Annotated in this window: 16 protein-coding genes; 13 read left to right on the top strand and 3 right to left on the bottom strand. The window is 66.4% G+C overall.

All coding sequences use genetic code 11. The features are described 5' to 3' along the window. Nucleotides 1-9 precede the first annotated feature (9 nt). The 11 genes from DB30_RS24950 (at nucleotide 10) to DB30_RS25000 (ending at nucleotide 12,730) form a co-directional block, all read left to right on the top strand. Nucleotides 10-1,329, top strand: a complete 1,320-nt coding sequence (locus DB30_RS24950) for an aspartate aminotransferase family protein (protein WP_052553334.1) — start codon at nucleotides 10-12, stop codon at nucleotides 1,327-1,329. Then, nucleotides 1,326-2,228 carry a carbon-nitrogen hydrolase family protein gene (locus DB30_RS24955; RefSeq protein ID WP_052553336.1) on the top strand — a complete coding sequence of 301 codons (903 nt, stop codon included), beginning with the start codon at nucleotides 1,326-1,328 and terminating at the stop codon, nucleotides 2,226-2,228. Before DB30_RS24950 ends, DB30_RS24955 begins: the two co-directional genes overlap by 4 nt. Further along, nucleotides 2,225-5,008 (top strand): aminotransferase class I/II-fold pyridoxal phosphate-dependent enzyme, encoded by a 2,784-nt coding sequence (locus DB30_RS24960; RefSeq protein WP_205633057.1) that lies wholly within the window; start codon nucleotides 2,225-2,227, stop codon nucleotides 5,006-5,008. The genes DB30_RS24955 and DB30_RS24960 overlap by 4 nt, the downstream gene beginning before the upstream one ends. A 9-nt stretch (nucleotides 5,009-5,017) precedes the next feature. Next, nucleotides 5,018-6,481: a biotin carboxylase gene (locus DB30_RS24965; RefSeq protein ID WP_052553338.1), complete on the top strand. Its 1,464-nt coding sequence runs from the start codon at nucleotides 5,018-5,020 to the stop codon at nucleotides 6,479-6,481. Between the two features lie 23 nt (nucleotides 6,482-6,504). Then, nucleotides 6,505-7,506 carry a C45 family autoproteolytic acyltransferase/hydrolase gene (locus DB30_RS24970; protein ID WP_146660482.1) on the top strand — a complete coding sequence of 334 codons (1,002 nt, stop codon included), beginning with the start codon at nucleotides 6,505-6,507 and terminating at the stop codon, nucleotides 7,504-7,506. Beyond that, on the top strand, nucleotides 7,499-7,891 hold the full coding sequence (locus tag DB30_RS24975) for an AtpZ/AtpI family protein (protein ID WP_052553341.1): 393 nt from the start codon (nucleotides 7,499-7,501) through the stop codon (nucleotides 7,889-7,891). Before DB30_RS24970 ends, DB30_RS24975 begins: the two co-directional genes overlap by 8 nt. After that, the gene (locus tag DB30_RS24980; protein ID WP_052553343.1) at nucleotides 7,884-8,348 is read left to right on the top strand and encodes a hypothetical protein; all 465 of its coding nucleotides are present in this window, start codon (nucleotides 7,884-7,886) and stop codon (nucleotides 8,346-8,348) included. The genes DB30_RS24975 and DB30_RS24980 overlap by 8 nt, the downstream gene beginning before the upstream one ends. Nucleotides 8,349-8,498: 150 nt before the next feature. Beyond that, a complete protein-coding gene (gene atpB, locus DB30_RS24985; RefSeq protein ID WP_052553345.1) occupies nucleotides 8,499-9,308 on the top strand; it encodes a F0F1 ATP synthase subunit A in 810 nt (269 codons plus the stop codon). A 53-nt stretch (nucleotides 9,309-9,361) separates the two neighbouring features. Beyond that, complete coding sequence (locus tag DB30_RS24990; protein ID WP_052553347.1) at nucleotides 9,362-9,694, top strand: ATP synthase F0 subunit C; 333 nt, start codon at nucleotides 9,362-9,364, stop codon at nucleotides 9,692-9,694. A 373-nt stretch (nucleotides 9,695-10,067) separates the two neighbouring features. Then, entirely contained in the window at nucleotides 10,068-10,385 is a 318-nt protein-coding gene (locus tag DB30_RS24995; RefSeq protein ID WP_052553349.1) for a hypothetical protein, read from the top strand. Nucleotides 10,386-10,423: 38 nt separating this feature from the next. After that, nucleotides 10,424-12,730, top strand: a complete 2,307-nt coding sequence (locus tag DB30_RS25000) for a sialidase family protein (RefSeq protein WP_052553351.1) — start codon at nucleotides 10,424-10,426, stop codon at nucleotides 12,728-12,730. Nucleotides 12,731-13,526: 796 nt separating this feature from the next. Here DB30_RS25000 and DB30_RS25005 read toward each other — a convergent pair. Continuing rightward, nucleotides 13,527-14,288: a Stp1/IreP family PP2C-type Ser/Thr phosphatase gene (locus DB30_RS25005; RefSeq protein WP_052553353.1), complete on the bottom strand. Its 762-nt coding sequence runs from the start codon at nucleotides 14,286-14,288 to the stop codon at nucleotides 13,527-13,529. 438 nt (nucleotides 14,289-14,726) lie between these two features. Between DB30_RS25005 and DB30_RS25010 the strand changes: the two genes are divergently transcribed. After that, nucleotides 14,727-16,106: a CinA family nicotinamide mononucleotide deamidase-related protein gene (locus DB30_RS25010; protein WP_052553355.1), complete on the top strand. Its 1,380-nt coding sequence runs from the start codon at nucleotides 14,727-14,729 to the stop codon at nucleotides 16,104-16,106. A 46-nt stretch (nucleotides 16,107-16,152) separates the two neighbouring features. Beyond that, the gene (recA, locus tag DB30_RS25015; protein WP_052553357.1) at nucleotides 16,153-17,355 is read left to right on the top strand and encodes a recombinase RecA; all 1,203 of its coding nucleotides are present in this window, start codon (nucleotides 16,153-16,155) and stop codon (nucleotides 17,353-17,355) included. 401 nt (nucleotides 17,356-17,756) lie between these two features. Here recA and DB30_RS25020 read toward each other — a convergent pair whose 3' ends face one another. Together DB30_RS25020 and DB30_RS25025 are read right to left on the bottom strand one after the other, a co-directional pair. After that, the gene (locus DB30_RS25020; RefSeq protein WP_052553364.1) at nucleotides 17,757-19,010 is read right to left on the bottom strand and encodes an RNA polymerase sigma factor; all 1,254 of its coding nucleotides are present in this window, start codon (nucleotides 19,008-19,010) and stop codon (nucleotides 17,757-17,759) included. A 175-nt stretch (nucleotides 19,011-19,185) separates the two neighbouring features. Beyond that, entirely contained in the window at nucleotides 19,186-19,581 is a 396-nt protein-coding gene (locus tag DB30_RS25025) for a hypothetical protein (RefSeq protein ID WP_052553366.1), read from the bottom strand. Nucleotides 19,582-19,673: the final 92 nt, after the last annotated feature.

The following is a 19,673-nucleotide window of genomic DNA, read 5'->3' on the forward strand; positions in this document are numbered from 1 at the left end:
GCCACCCCCATGAAGAACTCCACTAAACTAATTGAGCGTCGCCACGCGGTGGTGGCCCAAGGGGTCGGCATGTTCGCAGGCCAGACCACGGCGGTCTCGGCCAGCGGGGCGCGCATCCTCGACGCTGACGGCGATGAGTACATCGACTTTGCGGGCGGGATCGGCGTCATGAACGTGGGTCACTGCAACCCCGAGGTCGTCGCGGCCATCCACGCGCAGGCGGGCAAGCTGCTGCACGCCTCGATCCACGTGGCCACCTATGAGCCCTACGTTGCGCTGTGCGAGGAGCTGGTCCGGCTGCTCCCGCACGGCGAGTCAACCAAGGCCATGCTCGTCAACAGCGGCGCCGAGGCAGTCGAAAACGCGATCAAGATCGCCCGCCAAGCGACCGGTCGGGCCGGCGTCGTGTGCTTTGACGGCGGGTTCCATGGTCGCACCTTGCTGGCCATGACGCTCACGGGCAAGAGCGCCTACAAGCTGGGCTGTGGTCCGTTTGCCCCCGAGATCTACCGGGTCCCATTCCCCAGCGCCTTCCACGAGGGCCACCAAGGCTCCGAGCAAGAGCTGGTCGAGCAGCACCTGTCTCGGTTCGAGGAGCGCTTCGTCCGGGGCCCGATCGCCGCCAGCGAGATCGCGGCGATCATCATCGAGCCGGTGCAGGGCGAGGCCGGATTCGTGGTCGCGCCCCCGGCCTACCTGCGGGGCCTGCGTGAGCTCTGTGATCGCCACGGCATCATGTTGATCTTCGACGAGGTCCAGAGCGGGTTTTGCCGATCGGGCCATTGGGCCGCGTTCCAGCACGCCAACGTCACGCCAGACTTGTCCACCTGGGCCAAGTCCCTGGGCGGCGGGCTGCCGATCGCGGCGGTGCTCGGCCGCGCCCACGTCATGGACGCCGCGCTGCCCGGCACGATCGGTGGCACCTACGGCGGCAACCCGGTCGCGTGCGCGGCCGCGATGGCAACCCTGAAGGTGATGGAGCGCGAGCAGCTCGGCGCGCGGGCCCGGGTGATCGGAGACAAGGTCCGGGCCTCCTTCGAGGGCCTGCGCGATCACTGCAATGTCATCGGTGAGGTCCGGGGCCTCGGCGCGATGATTGCGATCGAGCTCAGCTACGCCGGCGATCCCACGCGCCCGGCCCCGCAGGTCACCGCCGCGGCCGTCGCACGTTGTCGGACCGAAGGTGTGCTGGTGATCACCGCTGGCGCATTCGCCAACATCATTCGAACGCTCTCTCCGCTCGTCATCTCCGACGCTGACCTCGATCGTGGCTTGACCGTGATCAAGGCGGCGATCATAGCCGCTGCAAAGGAACACGGTAACCCATGACTCCATTCGCCATCGCCGGAGTGCAAATGTCGCTCTCGGCCATTCACTCCAACGTTGATCGCATGATCACCCGCCTGAGCGTGCTCATGCAGATCTACCCGTGGGTGCAAATGGTGGTGTTCAGCGAGCTCGCGCCGTTTGGGCCGCTCATCGCCAACGCCAAGACCTTTCCATGTGACACAGAGGCGCGGTTCCAGGAGCTGGCCGCCCGCCACAAGATCTGGTTGTTGCCCGGCTCGATGTTCGAGCGCGAGGGGGACACGATCTACAACACCGCCAGCGTGATCGATCCAGCCGGCAACGTCGTGGGTCGCTATCGCAAGATGTTCCCGTTCTACCCCTATGAGCAAGGGGTCACGGGCGGCAATGATTTCTTGGTGTTCGACGTTCCCGACGTCGGGCGGTTTGGGGTGTCGATCTGCTACGACATGTGGATCCCCGAGACCTCGCGGACGCTGGCGGCGATGGGCGCCGAGGTCATCTTGCACCCAACCTTGACCTCGAGCATCGATCGCGACGTCGAGCTGGCGATCGCGCGGGCGACCGCGGCCCAGCAGCAGTGCTTCTTCTTCGACGTCAACGGCCTCGGCGACGGGGGCATTGGCCAGTCAATTGTCATCGGCCCAAATGGCGATCCGCTGCACCGCTGCGGCGCCGGTGAGGTGCTGTTCCCGATCGAGATCGACGTCTCGCGTGTCAGGCGGACCCGCGAGCTCGGGCTCAAGGGCCTCGGCCAGCCGCTCAAGAGCTTTCGCGATCGCACCGTGCGATTCCCCGTATATGAAGACACCTGGCGTGAACAAGGATACTTCGCCGGCCTCGGACCATTGCAAAAGCCTGTCCGCAACGAGCCATTGCCGCATCCTGGCCCCTTCGCGAGGACGCGGAATCCTCAGTGAATGACTCAACGATCAACGTCCCATCCAGTCGCCTGAGGGAGATCCGCGGCGCTGGCGAGGGGGACGACTCAGGACCAAGTTTCCGGCCCTATTACGACGCCTCGCAATTTCGCGTTGACGTGTGGAACGAGCTGCGGCGGCTGACCGCGCGGCTCGAGCGAAAGGGTCGGGCCAAGGCCGACAGCACGGCGCTCAGCGCATCGATCAAGACCAAGCTCCAGACGCTCAGCGAGATCGAGCAGTACTTCGCGTTTCCGGGCCGGCGCGCGTGTCGGCAGCTCGAGCACGCCCAGCGTCGCGGTCACTTTGGGGCCCTCGCCCGCCAGACCGAGCGGCTCGTCCGCTTGCTCGTGGGTGATCAGTACCGCGACCGCGAGGCGCGGGAGATCGTGCACGAAGACAACGAGGGGACCGACGGCGTCATCGAAGTGCCCGAGTTTGGCGGCAGCAACGGCAGCCGCCCCTACTTCGAGGTGTTGGTCGTCGACGACACCGGCACCGACACCAGCCAGGACACTCGCAAGCGCCTGCTGGGCATGCGCCGCGATCAAGACGCGTACACCTATGACGTCGTCGTGGTCACCAGCCTCGAAGACGCTGTGATCGCGGCGCAGTTCAACTTCAACATTCAGAGCGTCGTCATTCGCTACAGCTTTCCGACAGACTCGCTCACGACCGAGCCGATGCTGCGCAGCTACCTCGCGCACAGTGACGTGCAAGCGGCGATCGAGCGCAACCGCGAGAACCCGGCCTGGGCCCTGGCCGAGGCCCTCAAGGCCCTGCGCCCCGAGCTGGACATGTACCTGGTCACCGATGACCCCCTGAGCAACGTCGCGGGCCATACCGGGCGCTCGTTCAGCCGGGTGTTCTACGACCAAGAAGACTACCTCGAGCTCCACCTCACGATTATTCGCGGAATTCACGAGCGCTACGAGACGCCGTTCTTCAACGCGCTGCGCGAGTACAGCCATCGCCCCACCGGGGTGTTTCATGCCATGCCGATCTCGCGTGGCAAGTCGATCTTCAAGTCACACTGGATCCGCGATCTTGGCGACTTCTACGGCGAGAACATCTTCCTCGCCGAGACCTCCGCGACGACCGGCGGGCTCGACTCGCTGCTGCAGCCGCACGGCCCGATCAAGAGCGCGCAAGAGAAGGTCGCGCGCGCGTTTGGGTCGCATCGCTCGTACTTCGTGACCAACGGGACCTCGACCGCGAACAAGATCGTCGTGCAGGCCCTGTTGTCGCCGGGGGACATCGCGCTGGTCTCCCGCGACTGCCACAAGTCGCACCACTACGCGCTGGTGCTCGTGGGCGCCCAGCCTGTCTACATGGATCCCTACTCGCTGCGCGAGTTCACCATGTATGGCGCGGTCACGCTGCACGAGATCAAGCGCAACCTGCTCGAGCTCAAGGCCGCGGGCAAGCTGGACCGGGTGCGGATGCTGCTGTTGACCAACTGCACGTTCGACGGCGTGATCTACAACCCGTATCGGGTCATGTCCGAGGTGTTGGCGATCAAGCCGGACATGGTGTTTGTGTGGGATGAGGCCTGGTATGGGTTCGCGCGCTTCGCCCCTGACTACCGGCGGCGCACGGCGATGGCCTCGGCCCGGCGGCTGCGCTACGAGCTTCAGAGCGAGGCGTACCGGGTCGAGTACGCAAAGTGGCTGGAGACCGCGGACCTCGATGATCCCGCGTTCTTGCAAGATCAGCCGCTGATGCCCGACCCCGAGACGGCGACGGTTCGCTGCTACGCGACCCAGTCCACCCACAAGACCCTGACGTCGCTGCGCCAGGGGTCGATGATCCATGTCTATGACCTCGACTATGGCCGCCGCGTCGCGGAGGCGTTCGAGGACGCGTACATGACCCACACCTCGACCTCGCCGAACTATCAGATCATCGCGTCGCTCGACGTGGGTCGCCGGCAAGTCGAGCTCGAGGGCTACGAGCTCGTGACCCAGAGCGTGGCCCTGGCGATGGCGCTGCGCGAGCGCGTGCAGGACAGCCCCGAGCTCGCGGCGTACTTTCAGGTGCTCAAGCCCCGGGATCTGATCCCTGCCCAGCACCGCGAGTCGGGCCTCGAAGAGTTCTATCGGCCGGGCTCGGGCTACAAGAAGATGGGCCCGGCGTTCGAGCATGACGAGTTTGTCGTCGACCCCACGCGGGTCACGATCCAGATCGGGCGCACGGGGATGGACGGCGACACCTTGCGAACCCACCTGATGGATCGCTACGACATTCAGATCAACAAGACATCGCGCAACACGGTCTTGTTCATGATTAACATTGGGACCAGCCGGGGCGGCATCGCGTATCTGCTCGAGGTGCTCAGCCGGATCGCCCGGGAGCTGACGGAGCACCGCGCGGTCGAGAGTGATCTCGAGCGGCGAATCGGCGAGGCCCGGGTCAACGCGTTGACCAAGCAGCTGCCGCCGATGCCAAACTTCAGCCGGTTTCACGCGCGCTTCTCCGACGAGTCCGTCACGATCGAGGGCGACCTGCGCCGCGCGTTCTTCTTGGGCCGCAGCGAGTCCTCGTGCGACTTCCTGCGGCTCGACGGACAGATTCAGGCAGCCATGGAAGCGGGCAAAGAGATCGTCTCGGCCGGCTTCGTCACGCCTTATCCCCCAGGGTTTCCGGTGCTGGTGCCGGGCCAAGTCGTGAGCGCCGAGATCCTCGATTATCTCGCTGCCCTCGATGTCAAGGAAATCCACGGATACAACCCAGACTATGGGCTGCGGGTGTTTACCCAGGCCCAGCTCGGCCTCAGCTAGACGGGAACAATGATGAAGACACTCTCCTCGCTCTCCGATATTCGCCGCTTCTTCTACCGCGACGACGTTCCCACCTACTTCGTCAGCGCGACGCCGTTCAACCTGCTCGGTCTCGACGAGTGGGTCAAGAACTGGAAGTTCATCAACTACATCGATTGCTTCGACGGCCAGCACCCCAACGTGATCACGCCCTCGGACAAGACCGATCGGGTGTTCCAGAGCATCGAGGAGATCAATAATTACCTGCTGCAGCACAAGTCGATCGTCGACTTCATTCGCGCGCGGGGTCCCGGGCGCGCGGTGTTCTTGTTCTTCGACGAAGAGACAGAGGCGCTGTGCAAGGAGCTCGAGCTCGAGGTTTGCTTTCCGACCGCGGAGCTGCGCGAGGCGATCGACAACAAGATCGCAACCACACAGATCGGCAACGAGGCAGGGGTCGCCTCGGTCCCCAACGCGCTGGGCAAGGTCACCGACTGGGCTGGGCTGGTCGAGCTGGCCAAGGGCGCGGACCTGGGCCTGGACCTGGTGATCCAGACCGCGTTTGGCGACTCGGGGCACACAACCTTCTTCATCAAGAACGAGGCCGAGTTCGCCAAGCACGCCAAGGACATCGCCAAGGAAGAGGTCGTCAAGGTCATGAAGCGGATCCGCTGTCGCGGGGCCGCGCTCGAGGCTTGCGTGACCCGGCATGGCACGATCGTCGGGCCGCTCATGACCGAGCTGGTCGGGTTCTCCGAGCTGACCCCGTACCGCGGCGGCTGGTGTGGCAACGAGGTGTTCGTTGACGCGTTCCCGCCCGTGGTCCGCGAGCAAGCCCGAAAGTCGACCTTTCGGTTTGGCGAGGCGCTGCGCAAGCGCGGCTATCGGGGCTACTTCGAGTGCGATTACCTGTACGATCTCGACACCCACGATGTCTATTTGGGTGAGGTCAACCCCCGCGTGACCGGGGCCAGCTCGATGACGAACCTGGCCTCGTTCGCGCACGCCGACGCGCCATTGTTCTTGTTCCACCTGCTCGAGTTCTCGGGCGCCGATTTCGAGCTCGACGTCGCCGCGCTCAACGAGCGTTGGTCGGATGCAGACAATATCGACAACTGGAGTCAGCTCGTCATCAAACACACAGAGGACTCGGTCCAGTACGTGACAGAGGCGCCAAGCTCGGGGATCTGGACCCTGCGCGATGAGGGCGGCGTCGAGTTCGTTCGCAATCAGACCCACAGGCGCACCGCCCACGACGAACGCAACGCGTTCTGGCTGCGCATGACCGGGGCTGGCGACTATTTCTATGAAGGCGCCGATCTCGGGATTCTGGTCACGCCGGGCCGCTTGATGGATGATGACTTTCAGCTGACGCCGCGGGCCAAGGCATGGATTGCGGGGATCCGCGCGCAATATTCGGGGCGGCCGCTTGAGGCCCAAGAGACCGAGGTCGTCGCGCGCGTCGCCGAGGTCGCCGGCTTCAAGTTCTTGTAGACCCTGAGGTAGACTCCGCGTCGATGGACCTGCACTTCGCCGCTCTCGAGGAGCTTCGGCCGGGAAGCGCGTGGGCCGAGCATTGCGCGCGCGTGGCTCCGGCCTACGAGCGCTGGTACTTCGCCGAGGGCGACGCCGCGCGGCCGAGCTACCTCGCGTGCGGGGCGGCCCTGCGCGCGTACATGCCCGAGCTGCTGCCGGTCTGGAACGAGCTGGTCGAGCTCGCGGGCGGGGGCGATCGCGTCGCTCGAATGCTGAGCCTGTATCGGCCGCCCGCGTTCATGGCCGGCTGCTCGCAGCTGCTGTGGAGCCGCGGGGCGCCAGCGTTGGTGCGCAACTACGACTACGAGGTCGACCGCTGCGAGGGGCTGGTCCTGCACTCGGCGTGGACGGGGACCGGGGTCATCGCGTCGATCGATTCGCTGTGGGGCGCGCTCGACGGCATGAACGAGCACGGCGTCGCCGTCAGCCTCGCGTTTGGCGGCCGCAAGGTGGTTGGCGATGGGTTTGGGATTCCGCTGATCCTTCGCTACGTGCTGGAGACCTGCACGAGCACGGCCGAGGCCGTCGCCGCGCTGTCCCGGGTGCCATGTCACATGTGCTACACGGTTGGCGTCATCGACCGTGGCGGGGCGTTTGCCACCGTGTTCCTCAACCCCGACCGCGCCGTGTCGGTGGTGGCTGACGCCGTCGCTACCAACCATCAGGGCGTGGTCGAGTGGCCCGCTCACGCCGAGATCACCCAGACCGTCGAGCGCCAGGCCGAGCTCCTGCGCGTGCTCCACGACCCCAGCCAGCAGCTCGAGACACTCGTCGAGCGCTTCCTCGTGGGCCCGCTCTACTCGCACGAACATGAGCGTCGCTCGGGGACGCTCTACACCGCCGCGTACTACCCCGCGCGCGGCGACGTCGAGCTGCACTGGCCAAGCGTCACCTGGCGCCTGTCGTTTCGCCACTTCTGTGCGCAGTCGATGCAGGTCGATCTGGGCACCCGTGGTGATAGGCTCCCGGGCGCCCATGCGTGAGCCACCCGAGTCGCCGAGCGAGCCAGCCGAGCAGATCGATCCGGCCCGCTACGCCGAGCTGGCCAAGCGACACGTCTACGGCGACCCGAAGCGACGTCCGGGCGGCCGGGCCCCATGGTTCAAGATGACCTCGGCGGCGTCGATCGGGATCGAGCTCGCGGTTGCGATCGTCGGCTGCACCTTGCTCGCCCGCTGGCTCGAGACCAACTACACGCACTGGGCACCGTGGACCACGCTGATCGGCTTTGGGGTGGGGATCGCCGCCGCCGTCAAAGCGCTGGTCCGGACCGCCAAGCAGTTTCAGCGGGAGATCGCCGAGCGCGAGCAGCTCGAGCGGCTCGAGCGGGGCGAAGTCCGGCCGGCCCCGGAGTCGCCGGGTGACTGAGGTGGACAACCGTCCGCCGGTAAACCGTCGGGCGCTGGTGCGGGAGGCCGTGCGCAACGCCTGCATCGCGGGCGGGGTCGTGGCCGCCAGCGTGGCCCTGGCCGGCGACGCCCTGGGCGGCTCGGGCCTGGCGATCTCGATCGTGTTTGGGACCTTGCTCGGGGCGATCAATTTAGTGTTGCTGGCCCGCGGGGTCGGGGGCGCGATCGACCAGACCGTGGCCGGGATCGAACGGACCGAGCGCACCCGCGATGTGAGTCAGGGCCCGCTCGAACCCAACGACGTGCTCGCGCGGCCCCGGGGTGCCGGCGGCCCGTTTCGCCTGGCGCTGATCCTGCTCCTGGTCGCCGGCCTGCTCTGGTACCCGCCGACCGAGCCCCTGGGCCTGGCGGTTGGCGTGGTCCTGGTCTTGGTCACCACGAGCATCGCTGGCTACCGACACGAGCGCGCGCGCTGAGGGGCCAGCTCACAAGTCCCCCAAAAGCCCGGTTCTGACCGTTCTGGCCGGTGATTCTCGTGCTTGCCAGGCCCGAAAACCTTTGGTACATGCCGCGCGACGAAGCCAGGCCGCTGGTGGGCTTTTTTTTCACTCCCACCCATTCCCAACATGGGCGACCACGACACTCTCTACACCGTTCTGATGCCCGAGTTTTGGGCGCGGCTCACCAACAGCGCCGAGCAGAGCGTGTTTGGTACGCGCCACTGGCAGTGGATGATGTTCGGGGATACGCACTACTCGTTGGTGCATGTCGCCGCGGCGCTCATCTCCGTGGTGTTCCTGATCTTCGCCGCGATCCGCTGGCGGCAGACCCTCGCGGGCAAGACCGAAGGTGTCGTGCCCCCGCGTGAGTGGCGGCTGCCGGCGATGCTCAACGGCTTCGTCAACGCAACCTTCAACATGAGCGCCGACGTGATGGGCGAGGAGGACGCCAAGAAGTGGCTGCCCTTCATTGGCACCCTCGCGCTGTTCATCTTCGTCAGCAACATCCAGGGTCTGGTGCCCGGGTTGCTGCCGGCCACGGACACGCTCAAGACCAACCTGGCCCTCGCCGTCCTGGTGTTCATCACCTACAACGTCGTCGGGGTCTACACCAACGGGTTCCACTACCTCGCGCACTTCCTGGGCCCCAGCTTCGAGCTTGGCCCGCTGCCCAAGTTCCCGTGGCTGTTCTGGCTGATGCTCCCGATCGAGATCGCCAGCCACATCGCTCGCCCGGTGTCGCTCTCGCTGCGCCTGATGGGCAACATGCTCGCCGACCACAAGGTCGTGGGCGCGGTGCTGCTGCTGATCCCGCTGTTGGTCCCCGTTCCCTTCCTGCTGCTGGGTGTCCTGGTCGCCATCATCCAGACCGTGGTCTTCACCCTGCTGACCGTCATTTACCTCGCGCTTGCCCTCGAGCACGCCGAGGAGCACTGAGCGACCATCTCGTTCCGGCCCACGTTCCGGCCCAAGTTTTGAGGAAACACGACATGCGCAAGCAAATTGTTGCCCCCATCGCCGCCCTGGTGACCTTCCTGTTCCCGATCCTCGCCCTGGCTGCACCTGCTGCCGAAGGCGCCGCCGAGGCTGCTCCGCCCGCAAACATGGGCGTCGCAATCGCGATGGCTCTGGCGATCGGCCTTGCCGCCCTTGGTGGTGGTCTTGGTCAGGGTCGCGCCGCCGCGGCCGCGCTCGAAGGCATCTGCCGCAACCCCAACTCGAGCTCGGCCGTGTTCACGCCGATGCTGCTCGGGCTGGCGTTCATCGAGTCGCTGGTCATCTTCGCGCTCGTCATCGCCTTCATGCTCCAGGGCCGGCTTTAATAGCCCCCCCGCGGGCGCACTGCACTTTGCCGAAGGCGGACGCTTCGCGTCCGTTCGCTCGCTTCGCTCGCTCGTCGGGCCGGTCTGCTGTTCGCATTGGGATCGTGGCCCCCCGAGGGGGGCTTAGTCGTCTCCGGCGGACGGCCTTCTTGATCTCCGGATGGGGATCGGTCCTTCGCCGGACATGTGCGGACGGTCCTTCGCCGGCATGGAGGGGTCGGTCCTTCGCCGGGATGGAGGGGACGGTCCCTCGTCGGATGAGGGAGACGGTCCTTCGCTGGGCGGGGCGGTCCTTCGCCGCTCGCTTGAAACCCTCGATGTTCACTTGGTGGGCGTCGGGGGTTTTGCGTTGTGAACGGGTATAAGTAGGGCCGTGGACGTCAACAAGATCTTCGAGAAGATGCCGAGCCGCTACATCAAGGGCTCGGCTGAGAAGCCGACGACTTACTACTTCTCGATCGGGGACGCGAAGTTCACCGTCAAGATCGACGCCGAGGCTGCGACCGTGGAGTCGGGCAAGACGGTCGACAACGCGGACTGCATCCTCAAGACGACGCCGGATCTGTTCGAGAAGATGGTCCTCAAGGGCAAGGCGCCGGGGCCAATCGATATCGCCCGTGGCAAGATCAAGACTAATGACCCCATGGGGCTGCAGAAGCTGCGGACCATGTTCGACTTCAAGGGTCTCTGACTCGGGCCTGTTGGCTGTAGTAGGGTTGCTGCGCTGTCATGCGCACGCTCCTGACTGTGGCTCCCATCCTGTTGACCCTGCTGCCGGGCTGCGGCCTGATCGATCGGATCCGCGGGGTCGACGACGAAGCCGCCGAAGACGGCGAGTCGGGCGAGGACGCGGCCGACAAAGCCGAGGATGGCACTGCGGCGGTTGAAGCCGTCGTGGAGACGGCACCGAAGATCGCGCCGATCACTGGGCTCGATCGCTTCAAGCATTGGGCGCCACGCCACGCGTTTCTTGGGGCACCAACCGTCGTGGCGTCGGTGATCTCCGAGCAGCAGCTGATCGTCGCGACCAGCGACGCGCACGTGGGCGTGAGCGACGACGCTGGCGCGACTTGGCGCTGGACCAAGGCCAGCGACGCGGTTCGCGATGTCGGCGGCTACCCCGACGGTCCGTACATCGCGCTGCACGAGGGCGCGATCTCGATGTCAAACGATGGGCTGCAGTGGCGTCGGCTGCCGCGGTTTTCGTCCGACTCGTTGATCGACATGGTCGCGGCCGACCTTGGCGTGGTTGCGATCGGCAAGAACGGCGGGTTCATCCACGTTGGCAAAGATGGCACCGGTGGTCGCGGCGGCTGGATGCCAGACAAGTTTAAGCCCAAGTCGCTGATCGAGCTCAACGGCGCGGTGCTGGCGTGGTCGGGCAAGACTGGCTACGGCACCACCGACGGCGTGACCTGGACCGAGCTCGAACAGCTTCCGGTCATGGCCGACGGCCGCGGGTTTCTGACCAGCGCGGGGAGCTGCGCGATCGCAAAGGTTGGCAAGCGGCGGGGCGTCGCGTGCTCGGTGACCGGGACCGCGCACGGGATCGACGACGAGTTCGCGGTCGAGAACAAGGGCGTGGTCTCGCTGACCTTGGACGGCGGCGAGACCTGGGTGACGGCGGCGCTGCCCTTCAAGGGCGCCAACTCGATCTTCGGGGCCGCGGGCGGGCCCTACTACGCGATCGGCAACGCCGGCGCGATTGCGATCTCCAAAGACGGCGGCAAGACCTGGGTCGATCAAAAATGGGAGGAGTCTGGCAACCTCAGCGACGGTATCGTTGACGGGAGCACGGTCATCATCGTGGGTGCCAAGGGCACGATCGTCTACTCGCAAAACGGCGGTGAAAAGTGGGACTACGCCGCGCCACCCACGACCAAGAACCTGACCTGGGTCGGCAAGTCGGACGGCAACTTCGTGGCCAGCGACGGCCGCGCGTTCTTCTCGAGCATCAACGGTGTCGACTGGGTCGAGGCCGAGCCGGTCGAGATCCCCGCGAGCGGCGGCCCCTGCGATGAAGGCCCCGAAGACGGCGAGACATGTCGCTTCGAGGCGGACGTCAGCACCCCCGAGAGCATGCCGGAGGTGCGCGGCTTGACCTTCACCGGTGACGTTGGCGTCGCGCTTGGCGACGACGCGCTGGTCGCCGTGACAACCGACGGCGGCGGGACCTGGTCGAGCGCGCATGGGCTCGATCTTGGCCGCTACGGCGCGACCGCGTTCTCGGTCGCGGGCGACAAGGTGTTGACCACCGACGGCGTCAAGCTGGTGTCCACCTCCGATGCAGGCGCGAGCTGGGTCGAGGGCGAGCTGATCCGCAGCTACAAGATCAACGCCGTCCATGTGATCGCAGACGGGGCCCACGCGGGCGTGATGCTCGCGGCGGCCAAAGACGAGATCCTCGCGGCCAAGGTCGACCCCAAGCTGTGGCTCCCCGCCGGCGACGAGCAGATCAAGGGCGACTGGCGGGCGATCTTCGAGGTCGGCGGCGTCGTCTATGTCTCGGGTTCGAAGGGCGAGCTGCGGCGCAGCGACGACCTGGGCGATTGGGCCGAGGTCGTGACCGGTATCCCGAGCCCCGTGATCGACATGGCGGGCGATGGCGAGACGGTCTGGGCCACGACGGCGCCCACGCGGAAGAACAATAATGTGCTGTTGCGCAGTGAGGACGGCGGCGCGCACTTCATCGTCGTGCAGGAGATGCCGGGCGCGACCGAGCAGCCGGATCTGCGGGTCAACGCGGACGGCGTGATGTGGGGGGACGTGATCTCGCGGGATCTTGGCAAGAGCTGGACGCGGGAGACGGAGCGGTACTTTCCGGGGCTCGTCGACGTGGGGGATGGGTCGGGGATGCAGATTACGAACTTGGTTTATCGGTATGGGGGGGATCGGTTGTATGTGGTGACTGGGGAAGGGGAGAATGACTGGGTGCGGATTGACTCGGCGTTTACTGAGGGGGGGGGGATTCAGTGTTCGGGTGGTGGCTGCTGGATGCTGGCTGGGGGGGTGGTTTATCGTCCTTTGGGGATGTGATTGGGTGATTGGTTGTTTGCGGGGGGTGGGTTGGTTGTTTGCGGGGGTGTGGGGGCCGGCGGGGACCGCGCACGGGCTGCAGACTGCTCCAACCCGGCTACGGTCTACTTCAGTTTCGTGACCCCGCTTCCTTTGGTCTCGTCTCACTGGCCCGGCCGCGCTTCTCTTCGCTAATCTCCACGTGCGTAGATACGCCGGGTTGAAGCAGTCTGCGGCCTTTGTGCGCTCTGCCTTCGACGGGGGTGGCTCCGATCCGAACACGCGGGGGGCTCATCGTTGGGTGGGGACGGACGGTAAACCACTCCGTTTTTGGGTTGGTTGTTTGCGGAGGGGCGTGTGCTTGGGGGGGCACCAGTTGTTGCTCGAGGACCGTTGGCACCGCAGCCGAAGAGTCGTCTGCTCCGCTTCGCCGAAAGCCTTCCGCTCCGCTCAGCCGTCTACACCCGCCGCAGCCCCTGGAAGCGAAGCGGCCGCAGCTGCGGAAGTGCGAAGGCGGTCGCGGGCGGTACAGAAGGTATGGAGCGCCGCTCGATCGCGGTAGGTGCCCAGACGAGAGCCCCCTTCTAGGGGGCCAATGATGCGGTCGCGTACAGCCAGCCCTTGGAACGCGCTCAGGTACCAGACACGGCGAGCATGCTGAGATCAACACGTTGTTGGAGCGCCCTCCGGTGGCGGTAGGTGCCCAGACAAGAGCCCCCTTCTAGGGGGCCAATGATGCGGTCGCGTACAGCTAGCCCGTCGGGAGCGAGCGAAGCGAGTGACCTGCGAAGTGCGAAGGTGCCTGTGGGGGTCTAGGTCAATACCTGCACTCGACGACCATGGCGGTGATGTTGTCGGTGCCGCCGGCGGCGTTGGCTTGGTCGATCAGCTCGCCGACGCTTGCTTCTAGGTCGGGGGCGTTGTCGACGATCTTGCCGATCTCGGGGTCGCTGAGCATGCCGGACAGGCCGTCGCTGCACAGGACGTAGCGGTCGCCGTCTTCGATCTCCCACTTGCCGATGTCGACGGTGACGTTCTCGCGCATGCCGAGGGCGCGGGTGATGACGTTCTTGTGGGGGAAGTTCTTGGCTTCCTCTTCCGTCATGTCGGGGCGGGCGTCCTTGTAGTCTTCGAACAAGGAGTGGTCGCGGGTGAGCTGCTTGATCTCGCTCTTGCGGATCCGATACACGCGGGAGTCGCCGACGTGCGAGACGTAGGCGTGGTCGCCGTTGATCAAGCAACCAACTACGGTGGTGCCCATGCCGCGCAGGTTTGGCTCGGACTGCGACTTTTGGAAGATCCGCAGGTTGGCCAGGCGGAAGCCTGCGACCATGCGGTTCTCGACGTAGCTGAGGTTGTGGTCGTAGCGGTACGGCCACGTCGCGTCAGCGTCGCGTGAGTGTTGATAGAACTCTCCTACGACGTCGGCGGCCAGCTTGCTGGCGACCTCTCCACAGGCGTGTCCGCCCATGCCATCGGCGACGATGAAGAGCTGTTCATCCTCGATCAGGGCGAAGTAGTCCTCGTTATGAGTCCTCTTCATGCCAACGTCGGTCTTGGCCGCGTAGCGGATCCGCACGGTTCGGGCATCTTAGTCGACTGCGGGCTTTTTGAGAAAACTGTTTTCAGCTCGGGCGAGCCTTCTCGGCCGCTTGCAGCTGGCGTTCGTGGACTGGTTCGCCGTGGGCCGCGAACTGATGGCGTGACCCGGACCCGAGACTTGGCCGCGTCAGCCCACCGACGCGGGGGTAGAGGGCGCCGCGGCTGCGCAAACGTCTCGGTGTTCGGGGGCGACTGCGAGAGCGATTTCACACCTGGACGGCCGGCGTCTGGGAGGGGCGATCTCCTCCGCTCGTGACTCGCCTGCGAGTCTGCCAGGGCCCCGCAAGTGGCCTCGCGCGAGCCAAGAACAGCCCTGGTGCCTTGCGTTTGGGCGCTTGGACAGCCAATCTGCCGGGCGGGACCGGGGCGCCCGAACATCTTGACATTTGCGCAGTAGTTGGGGAGCGTGGCGACAGTGGCGAGGGTCCGTGCACATCTGCTGACGATCGGCGACGAGCTGCTGTCCGGCGACGTGGTCGACGGGAACAAGGCCTGGATGGGGCGTCGCTGCCGGGCTCTGGGCATCGAAGTGATCCGGGCGACCACCGTGCGCGATCGGCAGGCGGAGATCGTGGCGGCCCTGCACGCGGCAGCTGCAGATCGTGCGGGGATCTGCTTGATCTCGGGCGGGTTGGGCCCCACAACGGACGATCTCACGGCGGAGTCGGTCGCGGCCGCGGTCGGGGTCGGGGTCACTCGGCATCCAGAGCTCGCGGCCCGGCTCGAGGCGTTCTTTGCGTCCCGCGGGCGCGAGCTGGTGCAGGCCAACCTCAAGCAGGCGGATCTGCCCGAGGGGGCAACGGTGCTCGACAACCCAATCGGCACGGCGGCCGGCTTTGCGATCCAGCTCGCGGCGCCGGGTGATGTGCTGGGTGACGGCCCGGGTCCCGCGGGCTGCTGGTTGTTCTCGATGCCGGGGGTCCCCCGCGAGCTGCATCAGATGATGCGCGAGCAGGTCGAGCCGCGGCTGCGCGAGCGCTTCGAGCTGCAGCCGATCCCGCGTCGGGTCTACCGGGCGCTGGGCAGCGGGGAGTCTGCCGTCCAACAGAACGTCCTGGGCGTGCTCGCAGCGGCCCGCGAGCGCTCGCCGGGGCTCGCCAACATGTTCGTGCACTACCGGGCGCGCTACCCAGAGGTCCAGCTGATCCTCGAGGCTACCCCTGGAGACGAGGGGGGCGACGAGGGCGGCGACGAAGACGGCAGCGCCGCGACCCAGGCCGAGCTCGAGTCGCTCGACGGCCCCCTCGCAGCCGCGATCGGTCCGGCCCTGTATTCGTGTGGCAGCGAGGCCGAGCTCGCCGAGCTGCTCGTGCATCGGCTGATCGAGCGTGGCCTCACCATCGCAACTGCAGAGTCGTGCACAGGCGGCGGCGTGGGCCAGGCGCTCACGGCGATCCCCGGCAGCTCGGCCACGGTCGTCGGCGGCGTGATCGCCTACTCCAACGCGGTGAAGATCGCCCAGCTCGGCGTCCCCGCGCAGATCCTCGAAGCTCACGGCGCCGTGTCTGAGCCGGTCGCGCGGGCCATGGCCGAGGGCGCGCGCGCGCGGCTCGGCAGCGACATCGGCGTGTCCACCACCGGCGTCGCGGGCCCCGGCGGCGGCTCGCCGGACAAGCCCGTTGGCACCGTGGACGTCGCGGTGGCCACGGCCGCTGGCACCACCTACAAACGTCTGCGCCTGTTCGGCAAGCGCGACACGATCCGCGACGCCACGACCATGTGGGCGCTCAAGCTGGTCTTCGATCAGCTCACCTTGTCCAGCCTGGACAACGTCACCCCCCCCATCTCGGGCTAGGGTCTGCCTCGCCGCTCACCCCTCGCCCAAAGAAATCGACAGCATCATGTCCAAACCCGTCACCATCGCCAACACCACCACCGAGAAACGCACCGCCGCGATCGACCTCGCGCTTGCCACAATTGAAAAGCAGTTCGGCAAGGGCTCGATCATGCGGCTCGACGCCGAGGGCAAGCTCCCCGGTAGCGACGTGCCGGTTGTTCCAACGGGGTGCTTGGGCCTCGACATCGCGCTTGGCATCGGCGGGCTCCCGCGCGGCCGCGTGGTCGAGATCTACGGGCCAGAGTCGTCGGGCAAGACCACGCTCACGCTCCACGTCCTGGCAGAAGCCCAGCGCCAGGGTGGCGTGTGCGCCTTCATCGACGCCGAGCACGCGCTCGACGTCGGCTACGCCCGGCGGATCGGCGTCAAGACCGAAGACCTGCTGATCTCGCAGCCAGACTACGGCGAGCAGGCCCTCGAGATCTGCGACATGCTGGTTCGGTCGGGGGCGATCGACGTGATCGTCGTCGACTCGGTCGCCGCGCTCACGCCCAAGGCGGAGCTCGAGGGCGACATGGGCGACAGCCACGTCGGCCTCCAAGCCCGGCTCATGAGCCAGGCGCTGCGCAAGCTGACCGGCTCGGTCTCCCGCGGGCGCACCTTGGTCGTGTTCATCAACCAGCTGCGTTCCAAGATCGGCGTGATGTTCGGCAGCCCCGAGACCACCACCGGCGGCAACGCGCTCAAGTTCTACGCCTCGGTGCGCATGGACATCCGCCGGATCGGCAAGATCAAGCAGGGCGACAAGGTCACGGGCAACCGCACCCGGGTCAAGGTCGTCAAGAACAAGATGGCCGCGCCGTTTCGCGAGGTCGAGTTCGACATCAACTTCCCGGATCCCAGCAACCCGCAGCAGGGCAACCAAGTCGGCATCAGCCGCGAGGGCATGCTGATCGATCTGGGCGTCGAAGATCGCGTGATCGACAAGGCCGGCGCGTGGCTCAGCTACAAGGGCGATCGGATCGGGCAGGGGCGTGAGAACGCCAAGCAGTTCCTGCACGACAACCCCGACATGTTCGGCCGCATCGAAGCCGAGGTCCTGACCAAGCACGGTCTCTCGCGCGGGGGGCCCACGGGCGTGATCGAAGGCGGCAAGCCAAGCGCCGACGCCAGCGGGGAGATCAAAGACGACGGGCGGCCACCAGTGGTGATGGCTCGCGGCAAGACCTCGGCCGCGAAGTCCAAGAAGTCGTCCCGCTCGAAGTAGGCGGCGGCTGGGCAGCCGGAGCGGCCGAGGGATGTTCGACGTCGTGCATCCCCCGGCGTCGTCGAACCACCCAAACGGACTCGAATGGACGATGCCCCCGCCGTCAGTGGGTGGCAGTCGTTCGTTCGAGCGTTGTCGCGGTTGGAGGCGGCTTCGGTCGAGTCGGCACCCGTCGACGCCTCGCGCCACTTTCGACCCGTTGCGAGCGAGCGCTTGGTTGCGACCGGGCGCAAGCACGGACTGCTCGCCATGGGCGTTTCAGCCCAAGACGCCCAAGATTGGCTCGCCGGCCCCAACTGGTTCCAGGCGACCGTCGGGCAGCTACGCGGCCTTCAGGAGTTGCCGCCGCTGCGAGCGATGCGGGATGAGATGCGCGGTAGGTGAGCGCCGTCGCGGTTGGTTCAGGCGGCCGCGAGCTGGCTGCGCAAACGGTGGCGAGCCCGAGTCAGCCGGACCGAGACGTTTTGCTCGGAGATCCCCAGCTGCGTGGCGATCTCCGCGTATGACAGCCCCGACAGGTGCAGGCTCAGCGTCGACTCCAGCGAGTCGGGCAGCTCGGCGACGGCCCGCTTGGCCTGCGCCCGCGCGTCGGCTTCGAGCAGGTGGGCCTCGATGTTGCTGTCTGGGTCGCGCAGGGTCTCGAGCGCGTCTGCGTTGGTTGGCAGGCGGCCGCGCCGACGCAGGTAGCGATAGCAACAGTAGCGGGCGACCCGGTACGCGAAGGTGTTGAGTGAGGCCTCACCGCGAAACTTGGGCAGCGACTGCCACAGGGCGAGCGCGATGTCTTGCTCGAGATCTTCACGCTCGGCGCGGCTGCGGGCGTAGCTGCCCGCCAGCCGCGAGAGCCCGCTGCCTTGCTCGTTGACCAGCGCGGCGAAGCGACGCCGACGCACGGCTTGCTCGTCCGCTTGGTCGTCGCTGGCCATGAACGGCGACGACGGCGACGACGTGAGCGACACGGCCGCGCCCGGCCCCGCGCTGGCTTGGTGCCCACTGGCTCGATACCCGCGGCTGCTGGCCCCAGCGAGGCGCTCATCGATCGCCCAGAGTAGTCCGGCGAGCGTGCGCACGTGCTCGGCGACAGGGCGATCGGCGGTCAGGGCTTCGCGTACGGACTCTGTGTCGATCCCGAGCGCCGCGAGGCTGTCCTGGTCGGGCTTGGACAAGCTCTGGACGCTCTGCAGCCAGTCGAACACCTCGCGCCGCGTGTCCATGAGCGGCGTGAAGTCGAGCGCGTCACCGGTGAACGAGCTCCACCAGGTCATGCCAACGGACTCGAACTCGGCGGCGTCGTCGGGCCAGTGACGCGCCGCTTCACTGCGACGACGCAACTCCAGCGCCAGCGTGCGGGTCTGTCGAGCCAAGCTGGCGAGCTGGGGTGACAGGCCCGACAGCGTCAATGGGCGCTCGGGGTCGACCACCGATATCCGGCGAGCCCACAGCAGCGGTGCCCGACCAAGCAGCCAGCGCGAGCTGCCGATCAACATCCCAAACCCGCGCAGCAGCGGCAAACCCAGCAGCGCCAGCAAGGTCAGGCTGCCCATGACGATGAACACCGTGTTTCCCAGCAACATCGACGACAGCGGCAGCGACTCGGCTGGCACCGCTGGAAACCGGGGCGGCTCGGCCAGGATGCTGGACAGGAGGAGGGTCATCACGAACAGCAGTGTCGACGGACCTCGAAACCCTACAACGAGATCGAAAAAAGTCCCCTCGGGGCGCGTCTGCCTTCGCTTGTCCAGAACAAACGTCGTTCCACGGCAGATAGAGAAGGCGGCCGACAGCATGGGTCGGCCGCCTCCACGCAGCTGATCGCAGACTTGGTTGCCGTCAGCTGGTCGTGGCCCCGCTTCGATCGATCACGGCGCGGCCTCGGACCCGGTGCACCGCCGTCGCAGTCCAGATCGGGATGGCACACATCAGCGCCCAGGCGACCGTGACCGGTACGATCGCCTGAGCACGCGCGGAGGCCTGCTCGAACAGCGCGGGCTCGACGGTGCTGAGCGCCGCGCCCGCCTCGATCATCCCAAACACCGAGCCGAGCAGACCCACCGCCAGACACAGCCCCCCGACCCGATCGGCGAGGTGCAGCAGCTTGGGATCATCGCTGCCCATGCGTCGGGCCCGGCCGTGGAGGACCACCGACGTCAGCGCGACCGCGGCTCCGAGGCTGATGAAGTGCATGAACAGGCCACCGTTTTGGTAGAACGCGTAGAAGTTACTCATCGCTGGGGTTCCTTTGGTTTGGCGTCGCGTCGAGTCGCCCACCGTTGTGGTGTCGGGCCCCGACCGATCCCTACGCGCTGGTCAGCAAAAAA

It is taken from the genome of Enhygromyxa salina (genome assembly GCF_000737335.2).
In the GTDB taxonomy this organism is placed as follows: domain Bacteria; phylum Myxococcota_A; class Polyangia; order Nannocystales; family Nannocystaceae; genus Plesiocystis; species Plesiocystis salina_C.

Excerpts from the sequence above, each read along its gene's own strand:
- DB30_RS24950 (WP_052553334.1), top strand. The coding sequence starts at position 10 with ATGAAGAACTCCACTAAACTAATTGAGCGTCGCCACGCGGTGGTGGCC.
- DB30_RS24955 (WP_052553336.1), top strand. The coding sequence starts at position 1,326 with ATGACTCCATTCGCCATCGCCGGAGTGCAAATGTCGCTCTCGGCCATT.
- DB30_RS24965 (WP_052553338.1), top strand. The coding sequence starts at position 5,018 with ATGATGAAGACACTCTCCTCGCTCTCCGATATTCGCCGCTTCTTCTAC.
- DB30_RS24970 (WP_146660482.1), top strand. The coding sequence starts at position 6,505 with ATGGACCTGCACTTCGCCGCTCTCGAGGAGCTTCGGCCGGGAAGCGCG.
- DB30_RS24975 (WP_052553341.1), top strand. The coding sequence starts at position 7,499 with ATGCGTGAGCCACCCGAGTCGCCGAGCGAGCCAGCCGAGCAGATCGAT.
- atpB (WP_052553345.1), top strand. The coding sequence starts at position 8,499 with ATGGGCGACCACGACACTCTCTACACCGTTCTGATGCCCGAGTTTTGG.
- DB30_RS24990 (WP_052553347.1), top strand. The coding sequence starts at position 9,362 with ATGCGCAAGCAAATTGTTGCCCCCATCGCCGCCCTGGTGACCTTCCTG.
- DB30_RS25000 (WP_052553351.1), top strand. The coding sequence starts at position 10,424 with ATGCGCACGCTCCTGACTGTGGCTCCCATCCTGTTGACCCTGCTGCCG.
- recA (WP_052553357.1), top strand. The coding sequence starts at position 16,153 with ATGTCCAAACCCGTCACCATCGCCAACACCACCACCGAGAAACGCACC.
- DB30_RS25020 (WP_052553364.1), bottom strand. The coding sequence starts at position 19,010 with ATGACCCTCCTCCTGTCCAGCATCCTGGCCGAGCCGCCCCGGTTTCCA.
- DB30_RS25025 (WP_052553366.1), bottom strand. The coding sequence starts at position 19,581 with ATGAGTAACTTCTACGCGTTCTACCAAAACGGTGGCCTGTTCATGCAC.